At 59.3% G+C, this 24,109-nt stretch carries 25 protein-coding genes; 7 read left to right on the top strand and 18 right to left on the bottom strand.

Annotated features, from left to right (window positions below):
• Positions 1-10 precede the first annotated feature (10 nt).
• Positions 11-1,153 carry a polyamine ABC transporter ATP-binding protein gene (potA, locus tag ACWKV5_RS01435; RefSeq protein ID WP_483839838.1) on the bottom strand — a complete coding sequence of 381 codons (1,143 nt, stop codon included), beginning with the start codon at positions 1,151-1,153 and terminating at the stop codon, positions 11-13.
• Between the two features lie 366 nt (positions 1,154-1,519).
• Positions 1,520-2,281 (bottom strand): gamma-glutamyl-gamma-aminobutyrate hydrolase family protein, encoded by a 762-nt coding sequence (locus ACWKV5_RS01430; RefSeq protein WP_483839837.1) that lies wholly within the window; start codon positions 2,279-2,281, stop codon positions 1,520-1,522.
• A gap of 284 nt (positions 2,282-2,565) precedes the next feature.
• Here ACWKV5_RS01430 and ACWKV5_RS01425 point away from each other — a divergent pair, with 284 nt between their 5' ends.
• The 4 genes from ACWKV5_RS01425 to ACWKV5_RS01410 all read left to right on the top strand — a co-directional run bounded on the left by ACWKV5_RS01425 (position 2,566) and on the right by ACWKV5_RS01410 (position 7,816).
• A complete protein-coding gene (locus tag ACWKV5_RS01425; protein ID WP_483839836.1) occupies positions 2,566-3,942 on the top strand; it encodes a glutamine synthetase family protein in 1,377 nt (458 codons plus the stop codon).
• Positions 3,943-4,115: 173 nt separating this feature from the next.
• Positions 4,116-5,606 (top strand): aldehyde dehydrogenase, encoded by a 1,491-nt coding sequence (locus ACWKV5_RS01420; RefSeq protein WP_483839835.1) that lies wholly within the window; start codon positions 4,116-4,118, stop codon positions 5,604-5,606.
• 72 nt (positions 5,607-5,678) lie between these two features.
• Complete coding sequence (locus ACWKV5_RS01415) at positions 5,679-6,962, top strand: NAD(P)/FAD-dependent oxidoreductase (protein WP_483840308.1); 1,284 nt, start codon at positions 5,679-5,681, stop codon at positions 6,960-6,962.
• Between the two features lie 305 nt (positions 6,963-7,267).
• Positions 7,268-7,816, top strand: coding sequence for a cupin domain-containing protein (locus ACWKV5_RS01410; protein WP_007946335.1), 549 nt, complete (start codon positions 7,268-7,270; stop codon positions 7,814-7,816).
• A 194-nt stretch (positions 7,817-8,010) separates the two neighbouring features.
• Here ACWKV5_RS01410 and ACWKV5_RS01405 read toward each other — a convergent pair whose 3' ends face one another.
• From ACWKV5_RS01405 to ACWKV5_RS01355, 11 genes are all read right to left on the bottom strand, one after another.
• Entirely contained in the window at positions 8,011-8,745 is a 735-nt protein-coding gene (locus ACWKV5_RS01405; protein WP_483839834.1) for an ATPase, read from the bottom strand.
• Complete coding sequence (locus ACWKV5_RS01400; protein WP_483839833.1) at positions 8,732-9,094, bottom strand: hypothetical protein; 363 nt, start codon at positions 9,092-9,094, stop codon at positions 8,732-8,734. The genes ACWKV5_RS01405 and ACWKV5_RS01400 overlap by 14 nt, the downstream gene beginning before the upstream one ends.
• Before the next feature lie 203 nt (positions 9,095-9,297).
• Positions 9,298-9,588 (bottom strand): fructose-bisphosphate aldolase, encoded by a 291-nt coding sequence (locus ACWKV5_RS01395; protein ID WP_483839832.1) that lies wholly within the window; start codon positions 9,586-9,588, stop codon positions 9,298-9,300.
• A 487-nt stretch (positions 9,589-10,075) separates the two neighbouring features.
• A complete protein-coding gene (locus ACWKV5_RS01390; RefSeq protein ID WP_027925286.1) occupies positions 10,076-10,294 on the bottom strand; it encodes a PLD nuclease N-terminal domain-containing protein in 219 nt (72 codons plus the stop codon).
• A 169-nt stretch (positions 10,295-10,463) separates the two neighbouring features.
• Positions 10,464-11,879, bottom strand: a complete 1,416-nt coding sequence (locus ACWKV5_RS01385; protein ID WP_483839831.1) for a purine-cytosine permease family protein — start codon at positions 11,877-11,879, stop codon at positions 10,464-10,466.
• A 403-nt stretch (positions 11,880-12,282) separates the two neighbouring features.
• Entirely contained in the window at positions 12,283-13,431 is a 1,149-nt protein-coding gene (gene argE, locus ACWKV5_RS01380) for an acetylornithine deacetylase (protein ID WP_483839830.1), read from the bottom strand.
• Entirely contained in the window at positions 13,428-14,105 is a 678-nt protein-coding gene (locus ACWKV5_RS01375) for a DUF1028 domain-containing protein (protein ID WP_483839829.1), read from the bottom strand. The genes argE and ACWKV5_RS01375 overlap by 4 nt, the downstream gene beginning before the upstream one ends.
• A gap of 142 nt (positions 14,106-14,247) precedes the next feature.
• On the bottom strand, positions 14,248-14,664 hold the full coding sequence (locus tag ACWKV5_RS01370; RefSeq protein WP_027925290.1) for a RidA family protein: 417 nt from the start codon (positions 14,662-14,664) through the stop codon (positions 14,248-14,250).
• Between the two features lie 21 nt (positions 14,665-14,685).
• Positions 14,686-16,032: a flavin-containing monooxygenase gene (locus ACWKV5_RS01365; protein ID WP_483840307.1), complete on the bottom strand. Its 1,347-nt coding sequence runs from the start codon at positions 16,030-16,032 to the stop codon at positions 14,686-14,688.
• Positions 16,033-16,210: 178 nt separating this feature from the next.
• Complete coding sequence (locus tag ACWKV5_RS01360) at positions 16,211-16,684, bottom strand: copper chaperone PCu(A)C (RefSeq protein ID WP_483839828.1); 474 nt, start codon at positions 16,682-16,684, stop codon at positions 16,211-16,213.
• Positions 16,684-17,289, bottom strand: coding sequence for an SCO family protein (locus ACWKV5_RS01355; RefSeq protein ID WP_483839827.1), 606 nt, complete (start codon positions 17,287-17,289; stop codon positions 16,684-16,686). Before ACWKV5_RS01355 ends, ACWKV5_RS01360 begins: the two co-directional genes overlap by 1 nt.
• 346 nt (positions 17,290-17,635) lie before the next feature.
• Here ACWKV5_RS01355 and ACWKV5_RS01350 point away from each other — a divergent pair, with 346 nt between their 5' ends.
• The gene (locus tag ACWKV5_RS01350; protein WP_483839826.1) at positions 17,636-18,439 is read left to right on the top strand and encodes a hypothetical protein; all 804 of its coding nucleotides are present in this window, start codon (positions 17,636-17,638) and stop codon (positions 18,437-18,439) included.
• A gap of 39 nt (positions 18,440-18,478) precedes the next feature.
• On the opposite strand, the gene ACWKV5_RS01345 is transcribed toward ACWKV5_RS01350, so the two are convergent.
• The 4 genes from ACWKV5_RS01345 to ACWKV5_RS01330 all read right to left on the bottom strand — a co-directional run bounded on the left by ACWKV5_RS01345 (position 18,479) and on the right by ACWKV5_RS01330 (position 21,316).
• Complete coding sequence (locus ACWKV5_RS01345; RefSeq protein ID WP_483839825.1) at positions 18,479-19,219, bottom strand: hypothetical protein; 741 nt, start codon at positions 19,217-19,219, stop codon at positions 18,479-18,481.
• Positions 19,220-19,440: 221 nt separating this feature from the next.
• On the bottom strand, positions 19,441-19,689 hold the full coding sequence (locus ACWKV5_RS01340; RefSeq protein ID WP_123436051.1) for a hypothetical protein: 249 nt from the start codon (positions 19,687-19,689) through the stop codon (positions 19,441-19,443).
• Positions 19,690-19,872: 183 nt separating this feature from the next.
• A complete protein-coding gene (locus ACWKV5_RS01335; RefSeq protein WP_483839824.1) occupies positions 19,873-20,781 on the bottom strand; it encodes an alpha/beta fold hydrolase in 909 nt (302 codons plus the stop codon).
• 58 nt (positions 20,782-20,839) lie between these two features.
• On the bottom strand, positions 20,840-21,316 hold the full coding sequence (locus tag ACWKV5_RS01330) for a DUF2059 domain-containing protein (RefSeq protein WP_483839823.1): 477 nt from the start codon (positions 21,314-21,316) through the stop codon (positions 20,840-20,842).
• Between the two features lie 172 nt (positions 21,317-21,488).
• Between ACWKV5_RS01330 and ACWKV5_RS01325 the strand changes: the two genes are divergently transcribed.
• Positions 21,489-22,157 carry an ATPase gene (locus ACWKV5_RS01325; protein WP_483839822.1) on the top strand — a complete coding sequence of 223 codons (669 nt, stop codon included), beginning with the start codon at positions 21,489-21,491 and terminating at the stop codon, positions 22,155-22,157.
• A gap of 34 nt (positions 22,158-22,191) precedes the next feature.
• On the opposite strand, the gene ACWKV5_RS01320 is transcribed toward ACWKV5_RS01325, so the two are convergent.
• Positions 22,192-23,073, bottom strand: coding sequence for a serine hydrolase domain-containing protein (locus tag ACWKV5_RS01320; protein WP_483839821.1), 882 nt, complete (start codon positions 23,071-23,073; stop codon positions 22,192-22,194).
• A 126-nt stretch (positions 23,074-23,199) separates the two neighbouring features.
• Between ACWKV5_RS01320 and ACWKV5_RS01315 the strand changes: the two genes are divergently transcribed.
• Positions 23,200-23,988 carry a DeoR/GlpR family DNA-binding transcription regulator gene (locus ACWKV5_RS01315; protein WP_483839820.1) on the top strand — a complete coding sequence of 263 codons (789 nt, stop codon included), beginning with the start codon at positions 23,200-23,202 and terminating at the stop codon, positions 23,986-23,988.
• Positions 23,989-24,109 lie beyond the last annotated feature (121 nt).

The raw sequence follows: 24,109 nt of genomic DNA, 5'->3' as shown, positions 1-24,109 counted from the left end.
TTGAGTGTTTTCATGAGCGCAGTACCACGCCGCTGTCGTCTTCCCACCACACGTAGACGGTGTCGTCCCAGGTCGGACGCGCGCCACGGCGTTCGGCGTTGGCCATGAACGACTGCACGACTTTGCCGCTTGGCAATTCGACGTAAAACACCGAGTGACCGCCGAGGTAGGCGATGTCATGCACTTTGCCTTTGGACCAGTTGTAGCGGTTCTCGGGCTTGACCGTGCTGACCAGCATTTTTTCCGGGCGGATCGCGTAGGTGATCGACTTGTCTTGCACCGAAGTGCTGACGCCGTGACCGACATAAATCTTCTGCTCGAGGTCCGGGCTGTGGATGATTGCGTGACCTTCAAGGTCTTCCACTACGGTGCCGTCGAAGGCGTTCACGTTGCCGATGAACTCGCAGACCATGCGGCTGACCGGTGCTTCATAGATGTCGACCGGGCTGCCGATTTGCGCAATCCAGCCCAAGTGCATGATTGCGATGCGCTGGGCCATGGTCATGGCCTCTTCCTGGTCGTGGGTCACCATCACGCACGTCACGCCGACGCGCTCGATGATTTCCACCAGCTCCAGTTGCATCTGCGAACGCAGCTTTTTATCCAGTGCGCCCATCGGTTCGTCGAGCAGCAACAGCTTCGGACGCTTGGCCAACGAGCGGGCGAGGGCCACACGCTGACGCTGACCACCGGACAGTTGATGCGGCTTGCGCTTGGCGTATTGGGTCATGTGCACCAGGCGCAGCATTTCTTCAACGCGGGCGTCGATTTCGCTGGTGGGCAAACGGTCCTGCTTGAGGCCGAAGGCAATGTTCTGCGCCACGGTCATGTGGGGGAACAAAGCATACGACTGGAACATCATGTTGATCGGCCGCTCGTACGGCGGCATGTCGGTGATGTCCACGCCGTCGAGGAAAATTCGGCCATCGGTCGGGCGCTCGAAGCCTGCGAGCATGCGCAGCAGGGTCGATTTGCCAGAACCGGAACCGCCGAGCAGGGCGAAGATCTCGCCTTGATGAATCTCGAGCGAGACATCGTCTACTGCGCAGGTTTCGTCGAACTTCTTGGTGACGCGGTCGACCTTCAACAACACCTTTTTCGATGTCTGGTGACCTTCAAGAGCCTTCCTGTAAGTGCTGGAGGCGTTTGCCATGTGAAACTCCCAACAGGTTTCAGTCGTCGGGCCAACGCGGCCTGACTTAATAGTTGATTGCAAGCCCTGTGGAGTGATCCCAGAAGGTTCAGCGCTGGTCCCCTGTGGGAGCGAGCCTGCTCGCGAAAGCGGTAGATCAGTCAACATTGATGTTGCATGACACATTGCATTCGCGAGCAGGCTCGCTCCCACAAGGGTATTTCGCTGGCTTCACTGGTCTCACCCTAACCGGGCTTATTCGGCGCCGCCGTCCTGGCTGCCTGGTAGTACTTGTTGTTATCGCAGTGTTGCTGTCGCGAGGGGCGGGCGCGCAAAGGCACGCCCGTCTGACTCGCGGGGGCAGTAATCGGTTGTTTGTGTCTTAAGTCAGCGGCTTTTACGCAGCGCGGCCCGTCGCCGGCACGCATCGCCGAACGCCTGGAAAATACTCAAGTAAGGAGGATTGGTGAGCACCTGCCATTCCGGGTGCCATTGCACGCCGACAGCAAACGTCGGGCTGTGCTCCACCGAGATCGCCTCGATCAAACCGTCCGGCGCGATCGCTTCGGCACGCAGGCCGGAGGCGAGTCTGTCGATGCCCTGGCTGTGAATCGAATTGACCATGAACTCGACTGGCAACTCCAGCGCTTCGAACACGCCGCCCGGCTGCACAGTCACCGCATGCGCCGGTGCGTATTGCACCGCCAGCTCAGGACTGTCCGCCTCGCGGTGGTCGAGCATGCCCGGCAGTTCGTGGACCTTCTGGTGCAGGCTGCCACCAAACGCCACGTTCATTTCCTGGAAGCCTCGGCAGATGCCGAGCACCGGCACGCCGGCCGCAATCGCCGCACGTAATAAAGGAAGGGTCGTGGCATCCCGCGCCGGATCGTGATCCGTGCCGGGAGCACTGGCCGGGCCTTGATAGTGGAAAGGTTCCACATTCGAAGGGGAGCCGGTCAGCAGCAGACCGTCGAGATGCGCAAGCACATCCTCGATTTCAGTCAATTCGCCTAAGGAGGGTATGACCACAGGCAGCCCCAAAGCCGCGACGCTGACAGCACGCAAATACTTGTCGCCGCTGATGTGGTAGGGGTGCAGGCCAATCTGTTTGACGCATGCAGTAACGCCGATCAATGGCTTGAATGCCATTTTTATCACCTCGAAGTTTCACACTTGAACGAGCTTTTCCGGAGCTTAGCCTTGTTGATTTTAATTAACAACTCTCATGTAAAAAATTCTAAACGCCGCACGTCCGATCTTCAGCATTTACACGGTGCGCACGACTGATCTGGCACTCTCGTGCCCATAAAAGGCCAGAAAATAAAGGTTGAAGGGGCAAGTGTTCGCTATTGACTTCACTTTGCCGTTCGGGTTGACTGGGCTCGTGAAAGGGTAGTGAACATAATAATTAACAGCTAAAAAATAGGTGCATCATGTCGGTCCCTCTGCGTGCCGTTCAACTCAACGAAGCAAACGCATTCCTTAAGAAATATCCTGAGGTTTTGTACGTCGACCTTCTGATTGCGGATATGAACGGTGTGGTGCGCGGCAAGCGCATCGAGCGCACCAGTCTTCATAAGGTCTACGAAAAAGGCATTAACCTGCCGGCGTCCCTGTTTGCTCTGGACATCAATGGTTCTACGGTGGAAAGCACCGGCCTGGGTCTGGACATCGGCGACTCTGACCGAATCTGTTTCCCCATTCCCGGCACCCTCAGCATCGAGCCGTGGCAGAAGCGCCCAACCGCTCAGTTGCTGATGACCATGCACGAACTCGAAGGCCAGCCGTTCTTTGCCGACCCGCGAGAAGTGTTGGCCAATATCGTGCGCAAGTTCGATGACCTGGGCCTGACCATCTGCGCAGCCTTCGAACTCGAGTTCTATTTGATCGACCAGGACAACGTGAACGGTCGTCCGCAATCGCCACGTTCGCCGGTATCGGGCAAGCGTCCGGTGTCGACCCAGGTCTACCTGATCGACGACCTCGACGAATACGTCGACTGCCTGCAAGACATCCTCGAAGGCGCGAAAGAGCAGGGCATTCCTGCCGACGCCATCGTCAAGGAAAGCGCCCCGGCGCAGTTCGAAGTCAACCTGCATCACGTCAACGACCCGATCAAGGCCTGCGACTACGCGGTGTTGCTCAAGCGTCTGGTGAAGAACATCGCCTATGACCACGAGATGGACACCACGTTTATGGCCAAGCCGTATCCGGGTCAGGCGGGTAACGGTTTGCACGTACACATTTCGATTCTCGACAAAGAAGGCAACAACATCTTTGCCAGCGAGGATCCCGAGCAGAACGCCGCGCTGCGACACGCGATCGGCGGTGTGCTCGAGACCCTGCCGGCGCAGATGGCGTTCCTGTGCCCGAACGTCAACTCGTACCGTCGCTTCGGCGCGCAGTTCTACGTGCCGAACTCGCCGAGCTGGGGTATCGACAACCGTACCGTGGCGGTGCGTGTACCAACCGGTTCGCCGGACTCGGTGCGCATCGAACACCGCGTTGCGGGTGCCGACGCCAACCCGTACCTGTTGATGGCTTCGGTACTGGCCGGTATTCACCACGGCCTGACCAACCAGATCGAACCGGGCGCCCCGGTGGAAGGCAACAGCTACGAGCAAAACGAGCAGAGCCTACCGAACAACCTGCGCGACGCACTGCGCGAGCTGGACGACAGCGAAGTCATGGCCAAGTACATCGACCCGCTGTACATCGACGTGTTCGTGGCGTGCAAGGAAAGCGAGCTGGCCGAGTTCGAGAACTCCATCTCCGACCTTGAGTACAACTGGTATCTGCACACCGTTTAACGGGGCTGACGCTAAACCTGTGGCGAGGGAGCTTGCTCCCGCTGGAGGCCGAAGGACTGCCTTTTTGGGGCCGCTTCGCGCCCCAGCGGGAGCAAGCTCCCTCGCCACAGGTTACTCATCGTTCATGCCATCGGTTAACACGATCAACTATTCCTCTGCGTCGAGTCACAACCATGACAAACACTCGCAGCGACTGGGAACAACGCTTCCAGTCCCTCTCTATCGAAGCCCGTGCATTCATCGACGGCCAATACTGCCCGGCACTCAGCGGCGACACCTTTGAATGCATGAGCCCTGTCGACGGCCGTTTCCTGGCCAACGTCGCCAGCACCGACGAAGCCGACGCCAATGCGGCCGTCGCCGTCGCGCGCCGCACGTTTGAATCCGGCATCTGGGCCAACCTCGCCCCGGCCGAGCGCAAGCGCATCCTGATCCGCTTCGCCGACCTGATCCTGGCCAACCAGGAAGAACTCGCCCTGCTCGAAACCCTCGACATGGGCAAACCGATCAACGACTCGATGAACATCGACATTCCAGCGACCGCCAACGCGATCCGCTGGAGCGCCGAAGCCATCGACAAGATCTACGACGAAGTCGCCGCCACCCCGCACGACCAACTCGGCCTCATCACCCGCGAACCTGCGGGCGTGGTCGCGGCCATCGTGCCGTGGAACTTCCCGTTGATCATGGCCAGCTGGAAGTTTGCCCCGGCACTGGCTGCCGGTAACTCGTTCATCCTCAAGCCTTCGGAAAAGTCGCCGCTCACCGCCATTCGCATTGCGCAATTGGCGCTGGACGCCGGCATCCCGAAAGGCGTGTTCAACGTCCTGCCGGGCTACGGCCACACCGTCGGCAAGGCGCTGGCGTTGCACATGGACGTCGACGTGCTGGCCTTCACTGGCTCCACCGCGATTGCCAAGCAACTGATGATCTACGCCGGGCAAAGCAACATGAAACGCGTCTGGCTCGAAGCCGGCGGCAAGAGCCCGAACGTGGTGTTCGCCGACGCGCCGGATCTGCGCGCCGCCGCACAAGCGGCGGCCGGTGCGATTGCCTTCAACCAGGGCGAAGTCTGCACCGCAGGCTCGCGTTTGCTGGTGGAACGTTCGATTCGTGAGCAGTTCATTCCGCTGTTGGTGGAAGCGCTGCAAGCCTGGAAACCGGGACATGCATTGGACCCGGAAACCACCGTCGGCGCGGTCGTCGATCAACGCCAATTGGACAACGTGCTGCGCTACATCCAGGTCGGCAAAGACCAGGGCGCGCAACTGATTGCGGGCGGCAGCCGCACCCTCGAAAGCACCGGCGGCCTGTACGTGGAACCGGCGATTTTCGACGGCGTGACCAACGCCATGACCATCGCCCGCGAAGAAATCTTCGGCCCGGTGCTGTCGCTGATCACTTTCGACAGCGCTGAAGAGGCTTTGGCGATCGCCAACGACAGCATCTTCGGCCTGGCCGCCGGCGTCTGGACCAGCAACCTGAGCAAGGCCCACACCTTCGCTCGCGGCCTGCGTGCCGGTAGCGTGTGGGTCAACCAGTACGACGGCGGCGACATGACCGCGCCGTTCGGCGGGTACAAGCAGTCGGGTAACGGTCGGGACAAATCGCTGCACGCGTTCGACAAATACACCGAACTCAAAGCGACCTGGATCAAGCTCTAATACCTATAAAAAAAGCGACGGTCGCCGGCACGCTGCCGGTGGCCATCGGAGAAAGCTATGAAACAAGAATCTGTGAAACAAACCCACGTAAACAGCTACTACGCCGCCACTCGCAACTTCACCGGCGACTTCCCTGTGTTGGAAGGGGCGGTGGACTGCGACGTCTGCATCATCGGCGCCGGCTACACCGGTTTGTCCTCGGCCCTGTTCCTCGCGGAAGCGGGCTACAGCGTGACCGTCCTCGAAGCCGCCAAAGTCGGTTTCGGCGCGAGTGGTCGCAACGGCGGCCAACTGGTCAATTCCTACAGCCGCGACGTCGATGTCATCGAAGAACGCTACGGCGACAAGACTGCAGAAATCCTCGGCAGCATGATTTTTGAAGGCGCCGACATCATTCGTCAGCGCATACAACACTATGACATCCAGTGCGATTACCGCCCGGGCGGCATCTTTGCCGCGATGAACAAGAAGCAACTCAATGGCCTGGCCGAGCAGAAGAAGAGCTGGGAGCGCTACGGCAACAAGAACCTGAAAATGCTCGACAAGGCCGACATCAAGCGCGAAGTCGGTTCCGACGCCTACGTCGGCGGCCTGCTGGACATGCAGGGCGGCCACATTCATCCGCTGAACCTGGCCCTCGGTGAAGCCTCGGCCATCATCGGCCTGGGCGGCAAAATCTACGAACAATCGGCCGCAGTGGAAATCACCTACGGCGAACCAATCACCGTGCGCACCGCTAAAGGCGTGGTGAAGGCCAGGTACCTGCTGATCGCCGGTAACGCCTACCTGCCGCAAGGCCTCGACAACCGCGTGACCAGCAAAAGCATGCCGTGCGGCTCGCAAATCGTCGTCACCGAACCGTTGTCGGAAAAGGTTGCGCGCAGCCTGATCAAAAACAACTACTGCGTCGAAGACTGCAACTACCTGCTCGACTACTACCGCCTCACCGCCGACAACCGTTTGCTGTACGGCGGCGGCGTGGTCTACGGCGCGCGCGAACCGGATGACATCGAACAGCTGATCAAGCCGAAAATCCTCAAGACCTTCCCACAATTGAAGGACGTGAAGATCGACTACCGCTGGACCGGCAACTTCCTGCTGACCATGTCGCGCATGCCGCAATTCGGCCGCATCGAGAAAAACGCCTACTACATGCAAGGCTACAGCGGCCACGGCGTCACCTGCTCGCACCTGGCCGGCAAACTGATCTCGGAAATGATCCGCGGCGACGCCGAACGCTTCGACGCGTTCGCCTCCCTGCCACACATGCCAATGATCGGCGGCCGCACCTTCTCGGCACCGCTGACCGCCCTCGGCGCCGTGTACTACTCGCTGCGCGACCGTTTCGGGATCTAAGCCCGCTGCAAAACCTGTGGGAGCGAGCCTGCTCGCGAAGAGGTCATATCAGCCACAAAAGATGTAGCTGACACACCGCCTTCGCGAGCAGGCTCGCTCCCACAGCCCGCATCGCCGAACTTACGGGAATCGCGGGCTTCGGTCCTTTTTCACTAACCAGTTATCGAACCTGCTGAGCAACACCCCCAAACGTGATTTAATACCCGCCTTTCAAATTTCCGGGACAGGGAAGCGGTACTCTCGCGGCCAAAAGTCGCCCGCCATCCACCCCCATAACCCTTAAGTATTCTTCGCATAAGGCTGTCATGGACACGGGCTCACGACTCAAATTAGTACGCGAAAGCTACAAACTGTCCCAGCGCGAGCTGGCCCGGCGTAGCGGCGTCACCAATGCCACCATCTCGCTGATCGAACAGAATCGCGTCAGTCCTTCCGTCAGCTCCCTGAAAAAACTGCTCGAAGGCATTCCCATGTCGTTGGCGGACTTCTTTACCTTCGACCAACCGCCGCGTGAGCATCAGTACGTGTTCCGCGCCAATGAACAGCCGGATCTTGGGCGTCATGGGTTGCGGTTATTGCTGATTGGGGCTTCGGTGCCGAGTCGGCAGATGCGCTTGTTGCGCGAGCAGTACGCGCCTGGTGCGAGTTCGGGGGAAGAGCCGATTGTGCATTCGGAAGGCGAGGAGTGTGGGCTTGTCACGCGTGGCACGGTTGAGTTGACCGTGGATGGGCAGATCAGCGTGCTCAACGCGGGCGATGGGTATTACTTTCCGACGACGTTGCCGCACAAGTTTCGCAACATTGGCCAGGATGAAGCGGAAATCATCAGCGCTAACACCCCCGCAAACTTCTAATCTAAAAACGGACGCAATCCTGTAGCAACTGCCGAAGGCTGCGTCCGCAGACGACACCCATGCTGAATGGAAGCAGCTGTTTCAGCGTTTATCCAAAGTAAATGGACTTCACCTCATGACCTCAGCCCGCATCCGCCCGCTCGCACTTTGCATCTTCCTTTTTCTTCAAGCTTTTCCTGGCTTGTTCTAAACTCTTAAGTAGCTTCGACTTTATCGAGATAAGACTCAAAGAACCAATCCGGAACTTCGTCGGTGCGAAACTCAAGGCTTATTCCATCTGTAATCTCCGCCAGAAGAACCGCGCTGTCGCCAGAGTTATCGAAGATATAAGCCCGGTTGCTGACTGCAATGGCGACGGGCAGAAGGCCCAGAGATTTGTGGTACCGTTCGCTCACTTTTTCAGGTGCCACGGGATGTCCACCTTCGCGTACTCTAATTCCTACGCGGTCTATGTTGATAGCCGGGTTTTCAGTCGAAACGAAGTAAAGGTATGTCCGATAACCACGGGCCTGCGCCTCTCTCATGAAGTCGACCTTGCTGCGATGTGACATCACCGTTTCGAAGGTAAAACTCACACCTTTCTCAAGCAGCTGCTGGCGAATGAAGTCCGATATCACGGAGGCTAGATAGGAGTTGACCTCGACATGTCTGTAATCAACTTTAGTACCCAGCAAACCAATTTGTTTGGCTTGATCGCTGAGCTCTTTGTTCTTTATCAGATAGTGTTCGGAATGGAACGTGAGTAACTTGGGCAGTGTAGTGGTCACTTCAAAGGTAGCCAAGTCGATGAATCCGCTAGTTTTTGCTTCCTTCTCAAGGTCATCAGCATTCACGTACATTTTGATAAGGGCGGGGTCAATTTCTCCCTTAATGGTGCTTTTTCCTGACCCGTTCGGCCCCGCAAATACCCGAAACCTAGGCACGATCACCAGCCGTTTTCTCGTCGATACGACGCACTGTGATCACCTTACCTACTTTGACTTTGCGGCGCGGCTTGGCCTTGGCTACAACGGTCTTGCTGCCATCAAGTGAGACCCTCACCAGATCACCAGAGTCGACGCAAAGTACGCTATCGCTCACTAACAATGCACGAGCGTAAGCAGCCTCGGTGGCTCTTTGAGCGTGATCGGGTATCTGGAGCTCCAGAGTATCCATCTCTTTATCCGAAAGCTTTTTGGGTTTTGATGTCATCGGGATTCTCCGCATGAGCGAGCGCTCTAGTGCTTCTAGCCCGGATAGTACTGCATTAGGCGGGCTTTCGAACGTCATCAGGTCCATATGAATTTCCTCGGTAGTGTACGCGCCTTGACTACTGTGTGAAGGGACAGATTTTCTCACCTTGAGATGCAGGTTCGTTCTTCAAGATAGGTATACGTAACGATCTCCTGAAATCCGTTCACTGAAAAGAAAACGACCGTTACAACGTATGTTGAAGTGAAAAACCGCAACAACGAGGGTTGCTGCGGTTCAAGAGCTGGTGACTATCCCTTGGGAGCCTCAAACCCCCGCTGCTCAATCACCCGAAACACATCACTCACATCCTGGATCAGGATCCGGGCGATGTTGCTGACGGTGTTGATGTCGTTTTCGGCGTAGTCGGGGAGGCTGGTGCAGGCCATGAGGTTGAGGTATTTGAGGACGGCGCTGAGGCGTTCGCTGACGCAGTTGTGGAGTTCGCGGATTGGGGCGTCGCTGTCGATGAGCAGGACGGGGTAGTCGGTGGCGAGTTGGGACATTGGGGTGAAGCGGCGAGACAGGTTCTGGGTTGACATGCTTACTAGTCCTAAAAAATGAGTCAAAGTCGTCAAAATCCATTCACAGACAGAAACTGGCCGTGTCATGTCTGACGTTATTTGGTGATCTTCTTTTAAGGCTGCGAAACCCTGTCTCTGATGGTTGTCAGCGACGGGTCGAACTTTAAGCGGTAATTTTCGTGCCTGCAAATGGGGGTGTAGGACCGAAAGCCGGGTTATTGGCTAATGTCGGAGGCAGTGCTTCAGGCTGGGTAACTGGCGTAAATCAAAACGTGTTTAGTGCCTGTGAACCTTGCTCGTTGGATTTACGGCTGCTGCGCAGCCGGACGCAGGCTTCGCCAGCTGCTACAGGATGTAAGCGTGTTTAAAAATGTGGTGAGGGATGGGGCCGCTTCGCTGCCCAGCGGGAGCAAGCTCCCTCGCCACGGAGGGTGGTTTCCTACACGATTTTCGGATGGGCAGAAACGACAAAGCCCCGAATCATTGGGGCTTTGATCGTTTGATGTTATTGCCTGGCCTGCGGCGAGTGCGGGTTGTGTTCGGTGTGCTTTGGTCCGGTCAGTGCCCATGCGACGACGCCGATCAGCGGCACGAAGACGATCACTACGATCCACAAGAGTTTGTTGCTGGATTTGCCTTGGGCTTTTCGGACTCGGTTGATGGCCCATAGTTCGATCAGCAGAAGCACTGCCACGAGTACGATCCAGATTGTTTCGGTTTGCATTGGTCACCCTCCTGATAGTCATTCAGTTAGGTGGGCTGGGGTGGGCGGGGTTCATTAAATTTTGGGTTTTGTGGGGAGTACTTGCAGAGGCCCTGACAGTCAGCATTGATGTTGACTGTCAGGGCCTCTTCGCGAGCAGGCTCGCTCCCACAGGGGGATTGGGTTTCAGTTAGAGACTGGTGGCCAGTTTGCCGGTGGAGAGGCGGCGTTTGTAGGCGGTGTCGCGGTTGGCCAGCCAGTAGTAGAGCGGCGAGGTGATGAGCAGGCCGACTAGCCAGGACAGGTCTGCGCCGTTGATGTGTTCGGAGATCGGCCCGACATACAGCGGCGTGTTCATGAACGGTATCTGCACGATGATGCCAATCGCGTAGGCCAACAGTGCCTGCGGGTTGTACCGGCCGTAGATCCCGCCATCGACCTTGAAGATCGAATTGATGTCGTACTGACCTTTGTGAATCGCATAGAAGTCGATCAGGTTGATCGCGGTCCATGGCACCAGCACCACGAGCAGCACCAGCACCATGTCGACGAAGTGGCCGATGAAGTTGGCGGAGGCACCGACGGCGGCGAAGCAGCAGGCGGCCAGGACGATGACCGAGAGGACGGCGCGGCTTTTGGCGGTGGGGATCCAGCGGTAGGCGAAGGTTTGGATCAGGGTGATCAGCGACAGCACGGCGCCGTAGAGGTTGAGGGCGTTGTGGCTGATGACGCTGAGCAGGAACAGCACGAGCATCAACGGGCCGATGGAGCCTGTGGCGAGTTTGACGGCGTCCATGGTGTCCATGCCGACCGGCGTGGCGAGGACGGCGACGGCGCCGAAGATGAACGAGAGGCTGGAGCCGAGCACGGTACCGAGGTAAGTGGTCCAGAATGTGGCGGCGACGGGTACGTTGGCCGGCAGGTAGCGCGAGTAGTCGGAGACGTACGGCGCGAAGGCGATTTGCCAGAGTGCGGCGAGCGACACGGTGGCGAGCCAGCCGGAGAGGTTGAAGCTGCCACGAGTGAGGAAGTCGGCGGTTTGTACGTGGGTGAAGATGTAGCCGAAGCCGAGCACGATGCCGGCGCCGAGCACCCAGGTGCCGATGCGGTTGAGCACATGAATGAATCGGTAGCCGATGATGCCGATGATGCCGGAACCGAGGGCGCCGATGACGATGCCGACCGGCACTGGCACGCTGTCGACCACGCCGTGCAGGGACTTGCCGGCGAGGACGATGTTGGAGGCGAAGAAGCCGATGTACATGACGCCGGCGATCAGCACCACCAGCAGGGCGCCGAGGGAGCCGAACTGGGCGCGGCTCTGGATCATTTGCGGAATGCCCATCTGCGGGCCTTGCGCCGAGTGCAGCGCCATCAGCACGCCGCCGACCAGGTGGCCGACGAGAATGGCGACGATGCCCCACACCAGGTTCAGGTGGAACATTTGCACGCCGAGGGCGCCGGTGACGATCGGCAGCGGCGCGATGTTGCCGCCGAACCAGAGGGTGAACAGGTCACGGGTTTTGCCGTGACGATCTTCGGGCGGCACGTAGCCGATGGTGTGTTTCTCGATGAGCGGGGCGGAGGTTGTTGCAGCGGTAACCATGACGAACTCCAAGGCAATGTGAGTACGTGGACGTACTTCGGTGAGCGCTGCACGAGGGCTGCGCTTTTCTTGTTGGAGTTGATGATGGGCGGTGGGCGGGGAGAGATAAATTAGTAAGATTGTGGGTATAGACGTTAAAAAATGTATGTCGGTTGGTCGCTGGAAAACTGTGGGCATGTGGTTGCTTGCGAGGTGGGATTGGCAGGCAATAGAGGTGTTGAATGTGAGTCCGCAATCGCGAGCAGGCTCACTCCTACAGGAGCTCACCACACAATCGTGCGTGGACGCGGTTTTTGGGAGCGAGCCTGCTCGCGAAAGCGGTGGGTCAGCTGCATTGATGCTGGCTGACACGGCCTCTTCGCGAGCAGGCTCGCTCCCACAGGGGAGATGTGTGTGGGGCGGATTAGCTGATCGACAGCAGCATCCGTTGCAGCATCGCATCGCATTCGGTGAGTTGTTGGAGGCTGACGAATTCGTCGGGTTTGTGGCCTTGGTCCATGCTGCCGGGGCCGCATACCACGGTGGGGATTCCTGCGGCGTCGAACAGGCCGCCCTCGGTGCCGAACGCCACGGTGCCGAAGGCTCGGGAATCGGAGAAAGCGGCAATCAACTCAGCGGCTTCACAGTGCGCATCGGTCACCAGACCGGGGTACGCCGACAGCTCACTGAAGCGAATCTCACTCTGTTCACTCACGGCACGCATGCGCGGCAACACCTGTTGCTCGGCGTAGGCCTTCAGTTCCTGCGCCACATCATTGGGATCAAACGAGGGCAGGGCGCGGATTTCGAAGTCGAAGCGGCAATCAGCGGGGACGATGTTCAATGCCTTGCCCCCCGAAATCACCCCGGTTTGCACAGTGCTGAACGGCGGATCGAACCGTGCATCGTGAAGCTCCGGCGCCTGCAGTCGATGACCAATGCGCCCCAATTCACCGATCAGTTCAGCCGCGTATTCAATCGCGTTGACCCCCAGCGGCGCGTACGCCGAATGGCACGCTTCCCCGTGAACATCGCAACGCATCGCCAGTTTGCCTTTATGCCCGAGCACCGGTTTCAGTTCGGTTGGCTCGCCAATGATGCACAGCATCGGTTTGACCGGACGCTGTTCCAGTTCCGCCAGCAACGAACGCACGCCCAGGCAACCGACTTCTTCATCATAAGACAGCGCGATGTGCACCGGCACGCGCAGCCTGGCCTTCACCAGCGACGGCACCAAGGCCAGCACGCAGGCGATGTAGCCTTTCATGTCCGCCGTGCCGCGACCGTAGAGTTTGCCGTCGCGCTCGGTGAGTTCGAACGGCGCAACGGTCCACGGCTGACCGTCGACGGGGACCACATCGGTGTGCCCCGACAGCACGATGCCCGGCACGTCCGCCGGGCCAATCGTGGCGAACAGATTGGCCTTGCTGCGTTGTTCGTTGTAGACCAGCTCGCACGGCACATCGAAGCCCGCGAGGTAATCGCGGACGAACTCGATCAGGTGCAGGTTGGACTCTCGGCTGGTGGTGTCGAACGCCACCAGCGTCTGCAACAACTCGCGGCTGTGGCTCATCGGTCGTCTCCGGCGACGCCGTAGCCAGGGGATTTGTCCGGGGCGAGGGCGCGGTCGATGTAGTCCTGAACTTGTGGGCGGTAGGCGTCCCACAATTTCTCGAGCTCACCGATAGGGTTTTCGTCGGCCCAGTCGACCCGCAGGTTGATGATCGGCCAGGTCAGTTCACCGACGACGATCATCGCCGCCGAATGCACCGGCCCGGCTTCACCGCCGGCAGCAATCGCGGCTTTCATCGCGGCGAGCAAGCGGTCGGCCAGTTGACCTTCGCCGTGCTCGAACGCCTCGACCATCGCCTCGATCACCGAGCGCTCCGCGAGCATGTTGCCGGCCGCCACGCATTGTTCGCCGGACACGGCGTTGTGATTGCCCAGGGTTTGCGCGCCGCTGAAATGCGCGGTGCGGCCGAGGTGGTCGATGGCGGTGATTTGCCGGTATTGGCTGTAGCCGTTGCGGGTCAGGACTTTGTCCAGCGCCTCGGCCGGTGCGAGGCCTTGTTCCATCAGGGCGAGGGTTTCAGGGCCGAGTGAGGGCAGGGTGATGTTTTGCGTCGAGACCGCGCCGACACCCGGCAGCAACCACGGGCAGCGGGCGCCGACGGCGATGCTGGAGGAACTGATCGCGATGCCGAACTGACCGGTTTCAGGGCAACGGGCGGCGATGGAGAAGGTCATGGTTTTGCTCCTTGGTTAAACCCTTGGCTGTTGCTGTGTCTGGGCGGGCGTCTTCGCGAGCAGGCTCGCTCCCACATTTGATCTGCGTGGAATACAAATCCCCTGTGGGAGCGAGCCTGCTCGCGATGGCCGCAACTCGGTCTTACTCAGGAATCACCGCTATCACATCAATCTCCATCAACCACTGCGGCTGCCCCAGCGCCGACACCACCAACCCGGTCGAAATCGGAAACACGCCCTTCAGCCACTTGCCCACTTCCTGATAAACCGGCTCGCGATACCGCGGATCAATCAGGTAAGTGGTGGTTTTAACGATGTGGCTCAGGTCACTGCCAGCCTCTTCCAGCAATTGTTTAACGTTACGCATCGCCTGCTCGGCCTGCGCTCGTGGGTCGCCCAGACCGACCAGTTTGCCTTCGAAATCAGTGCCGACCTGGCCACGAACATAAACGGTATTCCCGGCCCGCACGGCTTGGCACAAATCGTTGTCCAGGCTCTGGTTCGGGTAGGTTTCCTTGGTGTTGAACATGCGAATACGGGTATGGGTTGGCGTGGCCATGTGAAGCTCCTGAAAAAAGTCTTATGCGCTGACAGTGGTTTTGTGGACGACCGGCACGGCTTCAGCCTGACGCTGCGCCGCATCGTGGTAGTCGAGGTACGAACGCTGGATGGCGATGTGATCGGCCACGTATTTCGCGTCGTGCCAAACCCCCCAGATGAACGAAGACCCACGACGCGACTGCCACGGCAGACCAAGGAAATAAACCCCAGGCTCACTCGACACCCCGCGCTGATGCTGCGGCTTGCCGTTGTCGTCGAAAGCACCCACCTTGAGCCAGCTGTAATCGGTGGCAAAACCGGTGGCCCAGATGATCGAAGTCACGCCGGCCTTGACCAGGTCGAGTTCAAGAATCGGATGGGTTACGCACGCCGGATCAGGGAAGGTAATGCGTGCTTCAGGTTCCTCAGGCAGATCGAGTCCATTGCGCTCGATGTAAGCGTCGGCGGCATTGAGCAGCGCCAGGTAGTTCTCGTCCCCGCGCGCCAGGTTCTCGGCCAGGTTCGGCTGGAAGGTCGCCACGGCGCCATTGAACGATTGGGTCAGGCCGACCAGGGTCATGCCGCGATGGGCGAGGCCACGGAAGTCGACGGTCTTGCCGCCATGGGCACCGCTGACCGCGATGGTCACGTGTTCCCGACCGGGTTTCATCGCCGCCTGATCCCACTCGCCGAGCACGCCCAGCCACCAGCAGAAATCGCGGTTGCGATAAGCGCGAGGCGGGCGGTCGTGGGCGCCGACCGACAGGTACACCTGCTTGCCCGAACGCTGCAATTCATCGGCGATCTGCACGCCCGACGAACCAGCGCCGACCACCAGCACAGCGCCTTCCGGCAGTTGCTCGGGGTTGCGGTAATCCGCCGAGTGGATCTGAATGAACGGCTGATCTTTGGGCGCGATAGGCGGGATAACCGGTTTCTGGAACGGCCCGGTGGCCGCTACCACACGGTTGGCCTCGATCACGCCGTCGGAGGTTTCAATGGTGAAGCCTGGGCGGCCGACATTGCGCTTGACGCTCAGCACGTCGACGCCGGTGCGCACCGGGGCGTTGAATTTCTTGGCGTAGGCTTCGAAGTAATCGGCGACACGTTCTTTCGGGGCAAAGCCGTCGGGGCTCAGGTCATCGAATTCCATGCCCGGAAAGCGGTCGTGCCACGCCGGACCATTGGCCACCAGCGAATCCCAACGGCCGGTGCGCCAGCGCTCGGCAATCCGGTTGCGCTCCAACACCAGGTGCGGCACACCGAGTTTGCTCAGGTGTTCACTCATGGCCACGCCAGCCTGACCGGCGCCAACGATCAGCGTGTCTGTTTTTGTTTTTTCTGTGGTCATCTCTTTACCCTTCGAAGTGGGATTCAGGTCGCTAATGGCCTGCCATCTCTTGGGGTCAAGACTAGGGATCACCCTGGTATCGGTAAAATATTATTAAGCTGGCATTTGAGTATAAATAACTGAGGCAGAGCGTCCGAACCCGCCTGGGCAGCGGGTTTGGAGGGGGGTTGTCGGACGCCTGTTTTGAAACGGTTACAGCATTAAGGCCAACGCCTTAATGCATCTTGCTGTGATCCATCGTGCCGAGTGCTCGTGCTTCGGCCTCCACTTCGATGGTTTCCTGCTCGCCCTTGGCGTTTTTCACCGTCAGGGTCAGCGGGACTTTATCGCCTTCCTTCACCTGAGCAGTCAGGTCAATCAGCATCACGTGGTAGCCGTGGGGATCGAAAGTCACAGGCTTGCCGGCCGGCAGCGCGACGGACTCGACCATGCCCATTTTCATCACATCGTCTTTCATGCTCATTTGGTGAATCTGTACCGTTTTAGCCACCGGGGACTGGACGCTCAGCAGGGTGCTGTCGCTGTCGGCTTGCACGGTCATGAAGGCGCCGGTGGACGGTTGGCCGGCAACGCTCGCGCGGACCCAGGCGTCGTGGACTTCGGTCTGCGCCGCGGCCTGGAACGCCAGGCCAATCAGCGACAGGCCCAGGACCAGTTGTTTGATGCGTTTGAACGATGTTGCAGTCATTAGCAGACCTCCATGACGGTGAGCAGGTCTTCTGCGCACTCTTGGGCGGTAAGGGACGCGGACAGGCCCAGGCGCAAGTTGCCCCGGGAGTCAAAGACGTAACTGGTCGCGGTGTGGGAGAGGGTGTAGCTGTCACCGTTCGGGACTTTTTCGAAGAACACGCCAAATTCCTTGGCGGTGGCGGCGGTTTCTTCCAGCGTGCCGTGCAGCGCTTCGAACGTCGGGTCGAAGGATTTGACGTATTTGTCGAGCATCTGCGGCGTGTCGCGTTCAGGGTCGAGGGTGATGAAGATCACCTGGAGCTTTTCGCCATCGCGGCCCATCAGTTTTTTCGCCTGGACGGCGCGGGCCAGGGTGGTCGGGCACACGGCCGGGCATTGGGTGAAGCCGAAGAAAATCATCGGCATCATCCCGCGGTAACTGGTCAGCATCCGGGTTTCGCCGTCGACGTCCTTGAGCTTGAAGGTACGGCCCATGATCTTGTCGCTGAGGTCCTTGCCGTACTTGAACGACAGCTTGCTGCTGTCATCACAACCGGCCAGCAGGCCGAGGCTCAACAGGCTCATGCCGCGCAGGACAGTGCGACGGGAATACAACGTACTCATGGGGGAAAATCCTGTGTAGCGACGTGAAATCTTGGGCGGCTGATGAATCAGACGAAAAAAGCGCGTGGATATTAACAAACTGTAGCGGTCTGCTGGTCATTGTCGGACCGGCGCGGGTGGCAGTACAGAGACAGAACCGGCAAAAAACTACGGATCAGACGAGCAGGCCCCCCTGCCAGCGGCAATTATCCAACCCATTTCCTGCCGGCTGCTAAGCTTCGACCTTGCAGCGTCCGAGCCTTCCCCGGCGGGGGCGTTGTAGAGGGTCAAGGAGTACGACTTCAGTATCAATTCCACCTCCAAAGAGGTGGCGAGCGATTGTCGATAACCTGCACGGAGGCAGGCAATGGTGATCAAGCACGTTGGCAATTCAAGTGCCGAGGGTGTTCCCGAGCCACTTGATCGTGAAGAAATGGAGCGGGTGCTGGCGCAACTGTTGGCCAGCCCGGTGTTTGCCAAGTCCAGGCGGATGGGCGACCTGTTGCGCTTCCTGGTCGATCATGACCTTCAAAGTCCGAACATTGCACTGACCGAGCACGCCATCGGCCTGGCGGTGTTTCGCCGTGATCCGGCGATTTACTGCACCGGCGACGATCCGGTGGTGCGCGTGCAGGTGGGGCGATTGCGCCGCAAACTCGCGGCGCATTACGCCACCAGCGGTCAGCAAGACCCGGTACACCTGAGTATTCCGGCCGGGTGTTATCGCCTCGCCTATCAACGGCTTCGGCCCAAGGCAATCGCGACACGCAACCCGGTGTTGCAGATTCAGCCGTTCACCTGCATCACCCGCGACGGCGACGATTTTGCCCGGGGCTTGTGTGAAGAGCTGAGCTGCAGGCTGTTCGAATCGTTCGAGCAGACGCAAAACCGTGGCAACCATGTATTGATGAAGGTGCCGCGCAGCAGCGTCAAAGCCTCGGACATGGTGCGGGCCGGGCGCGGCAATTATTCGCTGGAGGGCAGTGTGCGGGTTGAGTCGACCCGGGTTCGGGCTTCGGTGCGCCTGATTGATGTCGCACAGGGGCGAATTCGCTGGTCAGAACAGTTTGATCGCAATCGCCCTTACGGCATCGCCACTCAGGAGGATCTCGCGGAGTCGATCTGCCAGTCATTGACCGGGTATTTCGCCCGTGGCGGCAGTGACGCTTGAGTAGACGGGGCAACCGCAAGGTTGCCCCGGTTGCAGGTGTTACACGACGGTCCAGCTGCCTCCGGAGTAGAGGCGGGTGGCATCGTTGGCGTTAGTCAGGTCGATTTCGACGGATTGAGAGCGTGAGGTGCTGAACATGGTGCTGGTCTGCACGTTCTGTTCGAACCACACCAATATGGTTTCGACCGGGGTCAACGCCGTGGAGCCGAGGACCACTGGATTGGAGGCCACGTAGATCGGGGTGCTGACCTGCTTGCCATCGATGCCGGTGGACAATTGGCTGACGCCAGGGTGGATGTTGCCGTAATTGTTGATCAGGGTGATCGCCGTGTCAGGGCCGCCGGTCGTCGCCGGGCCCATCAACCCCGAATTGTCGAGTACTGACTGTTGACCCAGTCCAATCGTGACGATGTTGGTCGAGACTTCCACTTGCACGTTGGCCTGGAACGAGTTGGAGCCGAACAGCTGATACTGCGGGGTCCAGCTGAAGGTGTTGTTGCTCAGGTATTGAACATAGGACTGCCAGACCACGTTGAAGGCTTCGTTACCGACCTTCTTGGCGAAACACAACTTGTAGCCTGACTGCTTAAGCGTGGTCAGGTCGCCCGCGGCGATCTGGATTTTGACCGACTTTTGAGTCGCCGCCAGGGTCGCCGCCAGGACCTTGCTGTAGTCAGTGGTTTTCAAGGCCGTTGGCGCGGCCAGCAGCGATTTGACGGCGGCCTGCACGTTGTCATGAAGTTTTTGTTGATGCTCGCTTACTGCAATGGATTTGCTCATGGTTTCCCTATTCCTTGGTGTGGTGTGTCGGGCAATCAATGGCTCATTGAGCACATCGACGGCTTCACTGTAGGCGGGCGGAGCGGGGCGGCGAAGTGTCTTGGCGTTACAGTCAGAGGGCGCATCAACACGGTTCCAGCCCGGCAGGTAACAGCGTGTGTAACGGCGGAGTATCAAGCGATGAGACAGCGGGGCGGCCCTTCGACCGCCCCGCCGTGGCCTCAGTGCGCCGCCGCACTCACCGGTGCATCAGCAAAGGTGAAGTTCCAGCTGGTGCGTTTGCCTTTGGCGACCTCGATCAGCTTGTTCTCGAACACCGTCTGACTGACCTCGCCGATATAGGTCATTTTTCGGCGGGCATTGTCGCCGGTCACTTCACCCGGCTTGCCGCCAGATTCGACCATGGCCTTTTTCAGATCGGCTTCCGATGGGACGCTGCTCTGGTTCTTTTCAACAATGACGAAATACATGGTGTCACCTCTTCCGTGATGGGGGGATCGATGGGCAGCCTGGCCGAACGTCCGTGCCTGCACACCGAAGGCACTACTTTATTGGCCGGCCAGGTCGCGCAGAAGTGACAACACGGTCGCTGAGGTAACAGCGTGGAGTTCGTCGGAATCAGCCACGTAACAAGGGCGTATCAAGCGACGCCGTCACGGTGCAATGAAGGCGCGTATCGCCTGAATGGTCGCCGTCGGCGCTTCCTCCATCAGCCAGTGCCCTGCGCCCGGGATCACCACTTCGGTGACGTTGTCCGCCGCGTTGCGCATCACGATGGCTTCATTGGCCCCAAAGGATTTTTCACCGCCGATGGCCAGCACCGGCATGGTCAGCCGTGTCTTCATCGAGGCTTCGTTGTCCACGGCGTCCTGGCGAATGCTGCGAAACTGGGCGAAGGCTGCGTGCATCACACCGGGGCGGGCATAGAGCTTGGCGTAATGCTGGCGGGTGGCTTCATCGACTTTGCTGCGGTCGCCCGCAAACTCGTTCCAGAAGCGGTCCAGGTAAATGCGTTCACGACCCGCCACCAGGCGCTCGGCGTCCGGCCCGCCGAAGTCGAAATGCCAGAGCATCGGCGAGCGGACGATGTCGTTCCAGGGCGGAATGCCGGGCACCGGCGCATCCATCACCACCAGGCGATCGGTCAGCTGCGGATAACGCGAGGCGTAGGCGAAGGCGACCATGGTGCCGATGTCGTGGCCGATGACCACTGAATGCTCGATTCCCAGCGCGGCCAACACCCCTCGGACGTCACCGGCCTGGGTCTTCTTGTCATAGCCGCTCTCCGGGATCGCCGACAGCCCGAGCCCGCGCAAGTCCGGCACCACCACGGTGTGGTCCTTGGCCAGGTCCGCCGCCAGTGGCGCCCACATATCACCGGTGTCGCCGAAACCATGCAGCATCACCACGGCCGGTCCCTTGCCGCCGACGCGCACATGGATCTTGACGCCTTCGACGCTGATGTCCTGCGTATGAAAAGAGGCGGGGAACGGCGTGACCCCGGCCTGTGCCGGGAGGCTGAGTGCAAGCAGCAATGAAGCGGTCAGCAAGGTGCGCAGCATGGCGGTCTCTCCCAAGGTACGCGTGGGAAGTGGCGTACATGAAGCAGCGTAGACCGCTTTACGGCACGCGCTTTTCCATGGTCGCTTTCAGCGCTTCCGTCACCAGCGCCAGCACAATCGGCTCTGATGTCGAACGCATATCCCCAGCGACGGTGGCTTGTTGGGCTTTGACCTTTTCCACGTATTGCGACGCGGGTCCATCGGCGACCAGCGATGACAGCTCTTCCTCGGAGAACGACTTCTCATAGGCCCGCGCCAGGTTCTCGTCCCATTCCGGCTGGTACTTGGGCAGCAACGCGGCGATTTCTTCGGAGACGATGCGGTTGGTGTCATCAGCCCCCAGCTTCTCGGCAATCACCGACCAGGACACCGTGCCCTGCGCCGCCGACAGGGCGATGACCGGGAGATTGCTGCCCATGTGCGCTTTGGCGACCAATGTGCGCGCTTCATTCAGGGCCGGTGCATCGGCAGAGACTGGATTCGACAGGGCAAATAACACGGTCAGCAAGAGGGCGGCGGAAGGCATCCGGTTCACAGTTGGGCTCCATGGGCGACGGGGAAAAGGGGCATCAGGAGAGCGTAGACCGAGGTTCATTGCCCAACCATTGGTTTAATCAATAATCACCATCAAGCAATGCAAGTTCTGTTTTTTCGCCATGGGAGGAGGATAGCCACATACCGAATTCGCCTTTGAAGGAACCTGTGCGATGAGAATGTCTACCTTGCTGGCTTTTATCGCCGTATTCACCGGCAGCGTCGCCGCCACCGTGCCGGCCTACGCGGCTGATCCTGCTTGCCATTTCCCCCCTGTCGCCGACAGCACCGCCAGGCTGCAACACGCCCAATCGGTGGGTGTGCTCTACAGCGAAAACACCGTCAACACCCTTCAATACCTCGAGCAATACCATGCGGTGGCAGTGAACGGCGCGAAAAACCCGCAGCTGGATTCGCGCATCAGCAGCGCGTTCGTCAACAGCTCCGATCCGAAACTTGCGATTAACTGGCTCATGGGCTCGCTGCAAAAACAGTTCGGTTCGGTGACGGTCTACGACAACCTCGACGCACTGGTGCAAGCCCACCCTGACGTGGTGGTGATGCTGGACACCTACAGTCGCCTGGTGTCCAAGCGCAATAATCAGGTTGAAGCGCGTTTCATGGCCAAGTTCTACGATGCGAATCTGCAGTACATCGGCCAGGCCGAAGGCTCACGCGCACAGCAAATGCCTTCGGTTTGGGTGCATGGCAAAGCGGCGCCGGAAATTGCCGCGCAAATCGACCGGCAAACCGAATTGCAGGTGACTGCGCTGAAGCAGTTTGATGCTTCGCTGAAGGCGCTGGTGACCTCGGGCAATGTGGCGCAGGTGGCGAGTAACTGATGTCGGCGTTCGCCGTGCAAAGTGGAAACGGGGATTATTGAATCACCGCGTTCATCAAGCGCCTCACCGCTTCTGCCTCGACAGCCCCTTCGGCGCCACCCTCAGCAAACACCGCGCAACTCGCGGTGTTTGCACCTTCGCCGCAACGATAGACCGCGATCACGCTGCCCGGTCCGCCGCCGGTGTGTCCGCTCAAAACCAGTCCACCCTCGACCGCGCCTTGCATCAGGCCAAGCGCATAACCCGGCGCCACCCACGGTCGCCCGGTGATCGGCCCGCCAAGCGTACGAACCGATTGCATCTCGCGCAGTAACGCCGGCGGCAGGGTCTGACCGGCCAGTAGACGATCCAGACAAACAGCGGCTTGATCCAGTGGACCGACCAGCAGACCGTGATAAACCCAGCGTGGGTCGTACCATTGCGCGGTGCCCATGTTCACGCCCTGCAGATCGGCAGGCGTTTTGGCGAGATGGACGCCTGACAAACCGAGAGGTGAAAAAACCAGTTCGGTCAGTGCTTCTTCCAGTGCAAGACCGGTCAGGCGCTCGATGAGTTTCGCTACATACAGGTAGCCAACGTTGGAATATCGCCAGCCGTCACCGGGTGTGTAGCGCAACCGGGTAGCATCCAGTCGACGCAGCATTTCATCGGCGGTCCATGGGGCTTCGTTGCTCGCCACGGCAGTGTGGTATTCCGGCAACTCTGCGTAATCCGCCAGTCCTGCTTCATGCCGCAGCACTTGGCGCAAAGTGAACGGTCCTTCCGGCATTGTTTCGTCCAGGTCGAACAGGCCATCTCGCACCAGTGATAACGCGGCGGCGCTGAGCACGGTCTTGGTGAAACTCCACCAGGGAACCGTGACCTCCGGGCGTGCAGGCGTCAGTGTTGAACCGTTGGAGACAAGGGCAAAAAGCATGGGTGATGGCTGCTCTGGACGAAGGCACCGGGGGAGTTTGCCAGAAACCTGATCAATCACCGCCTCGATTGTGTTTTTCCGGTGGCTTGGCTAATCTCGCACAAACACGTAAAAACAGGCATAAACATGCAAGATCAGCACGCTGCATCCGAGCTACCTTCGGTTCGCCGGCAAAAAATCCTCCTGATCCTTGAGCGCGACGGCAAGGTCATGGCTTCTGAGTTGAGCCAGCATTTTGCGGTGTCCGAAGACACTATCCGCCGTGATTTGTCAGAGCTCGCCAGCGCAGGACTGGTGCAACGGGTGCATGGCGGGGCGTTGCCGCGACCTAAAGACACGGGCAAGGATTTCTTCACCCGGGTCGGTGAAACCGATGAAGTGAAAACGCGCCTGGCGCAACTCGCCGCACGACGGGTGCAGGATAGCCAGATTGTGCTGTTCGATTCAGGGAGCACCACGCTGCAGATCGCGCGGTCGCTGCCGGCGGACATTGCCATCACGGCGATTACTGCGTCGCCGATGATCGCCATTGCCTTGGCCGACTACAAAGGCATCAAAGTGATCCTCGCTGGCGGGCAACTCAATCCCGCGACGATGTCGGCCAGCGGACAGGATACGTTGCGACTGATTGAGGGGATCAAGGCCGATTTGCTGTTCACCGGGGTCTGCGCGATTCACCCCGATGTCGGCATCAGCTCGTTGCATTTCGATGAGGTGCCGGTGAAGCAGGCGATGCTCAACAGCGCGTCACACGTGGTGGCGGTGACCATGGCGGACAAACTGGGGGCGGTGGAGCCGTTTGTGGTCGCGCCGTGCAATCGCATCAACACGCTGATCACCGAGCAGCAGGTGGCATCGGGCAACGTTGAGGATTATCAGCGGTTGGGCATTGAAGTGGTTCAGGTCGACGCTTGAGCTCAAGCGTGACCCAGCGCAATCGCGAACGACACGACGATGAAGCAGGCAAAGGCAAAATTCAGGTTCATGAGGGCGTCGTCCGACTTATCCGAGATGGCGCCATCTTGAATAAGCCGGG

Source organism: Pseudomonas oplopanacis (genome assembly GCF_057128725.1).
This window is presented reverse-complemented; position numbering and strand designations above follow the sequence as displayed.

Excerpts from the sequence above, each read along its gene's own strand:
- potA (WP_483839838.1), bottom strand. The coding sequence starts at position 1,153 with ATGGCAAACGCCTCCAGCACTTACAGGAAGGCTCTTGAAGGTCACCAG.
- ACWKV5_RS01430 (WP_483839837.1), bottom strand. The coding sequence starts at position 2,281 with ATGGCATTCAAGCCATTGATCGGCGTTACTGCATGCGTCAAACAGATT.
- ACWKV5_RS01425 (WP_483839836.1), top strand. The coding sequence starts at position 2,566 with ATGTCGGTCCCTCTGCGTGCCGTTCAACTCAACGAAGCAAACGCATTC.
- ACWKV5_RS01420 (WP_483839835.1), top strand. The coding sequence starts at position 4,116 with ATGACAAACACTCGCAGCGACTGGGAACAACGCTTCCAGTCCCTCTCT.
- ACWKV5_RS01410 (WP_007946335.1), top strand. The coding sequence starts at position 7,268 with ATGGACACGGGCTCACGACTCAAATTAGTACGCGAAAGCTACAAACTG.
- ACWKV5_RS01400 (WP_483839833.1), bottom strand. The coding sequence starts at position 9,094 with ATGGACCTGATGACGTTCGAAAGCCCGCCTAATGCAGTACTATCCGGG.
- ACWKV5_RS01395 (WP_483839832.1), bottom strand. The coding sequence starts at position 9,588 with ATGTCAACCCAGAACCTGTCTCGCCGCTTCACCCCAATGTCCCAACTC.
- ACWKV5_RS01390 (WP_027925286.1), bottom strand. The coding sequence starts at position 10,294 with ATGCAAACCGAAACAATCTGGATCGTACTCGTGGCAGTGCTTCTGCTG.
- ACWKV5_RS01385 (WP_483839831.1), bottom strand. The coding sequence starts at position 11,879 with ATGGTTACCGCTGCAACAACCTCCGCCCCGCTCATCGAGAAACACACC.
- argE (WP_483839830.1), bottom strand. The coding sequence starts at position 13,431 with ATGAGCCACAGCCGCGAGTTGTTGCAGACGCTGGTGGCGTTCGACACC.
- ACWKV5_RS01375 (WP_483839829.1), bottom strand. The coding sequence starts at position 14,105 with ATGACCTTCTCCATCGCCGCCCGTTGCCCTGAAACCGGTCAGTTCGGC.
- ACWKV5_RS01370 (WP_027925290.1), bottom strand. The coding sequence starts at position 14,664 with ATGGCCACGCCAACCCATACCCGTATTCGCATGTTCAACACCAAGGAA.
- ACWKV5_RS01360 (WP_483839828.1), bottom strand. The coding sequence starts at position 16,684 with ATGACTGCAACATCGTTCAAACGCATCAAACAACTGGTCCTGGGCCTG.
- ACWKV5_RS01355 (WP_483839827.1), bottom strand. The coding sequence starts at position 17,289 with ATGAGTACGTTGTATTCCCGTCGCACTGTCCTGCGCGGCATGAGCCTG.
- ACWKV5_RS01350 (WP_483839826.1), top strand. The coding sequence starts at position 17,636 with ATGGTGATCAAGCACGTTGGCAATTCAAGTGCCGAGGGTGTTCCCGAG.
- ACWKV5_RS01345 (WP_483839825.1), bottom strand. The coding sequence starts at position 19,219 with ATGAGCAAATCCATTGCAGTAAGCGAGCATCAACAAAAACTTCATGAC.
- ACWKV5_RS01340 (WP_123436051.1), bottom strand. The coding sequence starts at position 19,689 with ATGTATTTCGTCATTGTTGAAAAGAACCAGAGCAGCGTCCCATCGGAA.
- ACWKV5_RS01335 (WP_483839824.1), bottom strand. The coding sequence starts at position 20,781 with ATGCTGCGCACCTTGCTGACCGCTTCATTGCTGCTTGCACTCAGCCTC.
- ACWKV5_RS01325 (WP_483839822.1), top strand. The coding sequence starts at position 21,489 with ATGAGAATGTCTACCTTGCTGGCTTTTATCGCCGTATTCACCGGCAGC.
- ACWKV5_RS01320 (WP_483839821.1), bottom strand. The coding sequence starts at position 23,073 with ATGCTTTTTGCCCTTGTCTCCAACGGTTCAACACTGACGCCTGCACGC.
- ACWKV5_RS01315 (WP_483839820.1), top strand. The coding sequence starts at position 23,200 with ATGCAAGATCAGCACGCTGCATCCGAGCTACCTTCGGTTCGCCGGCAA.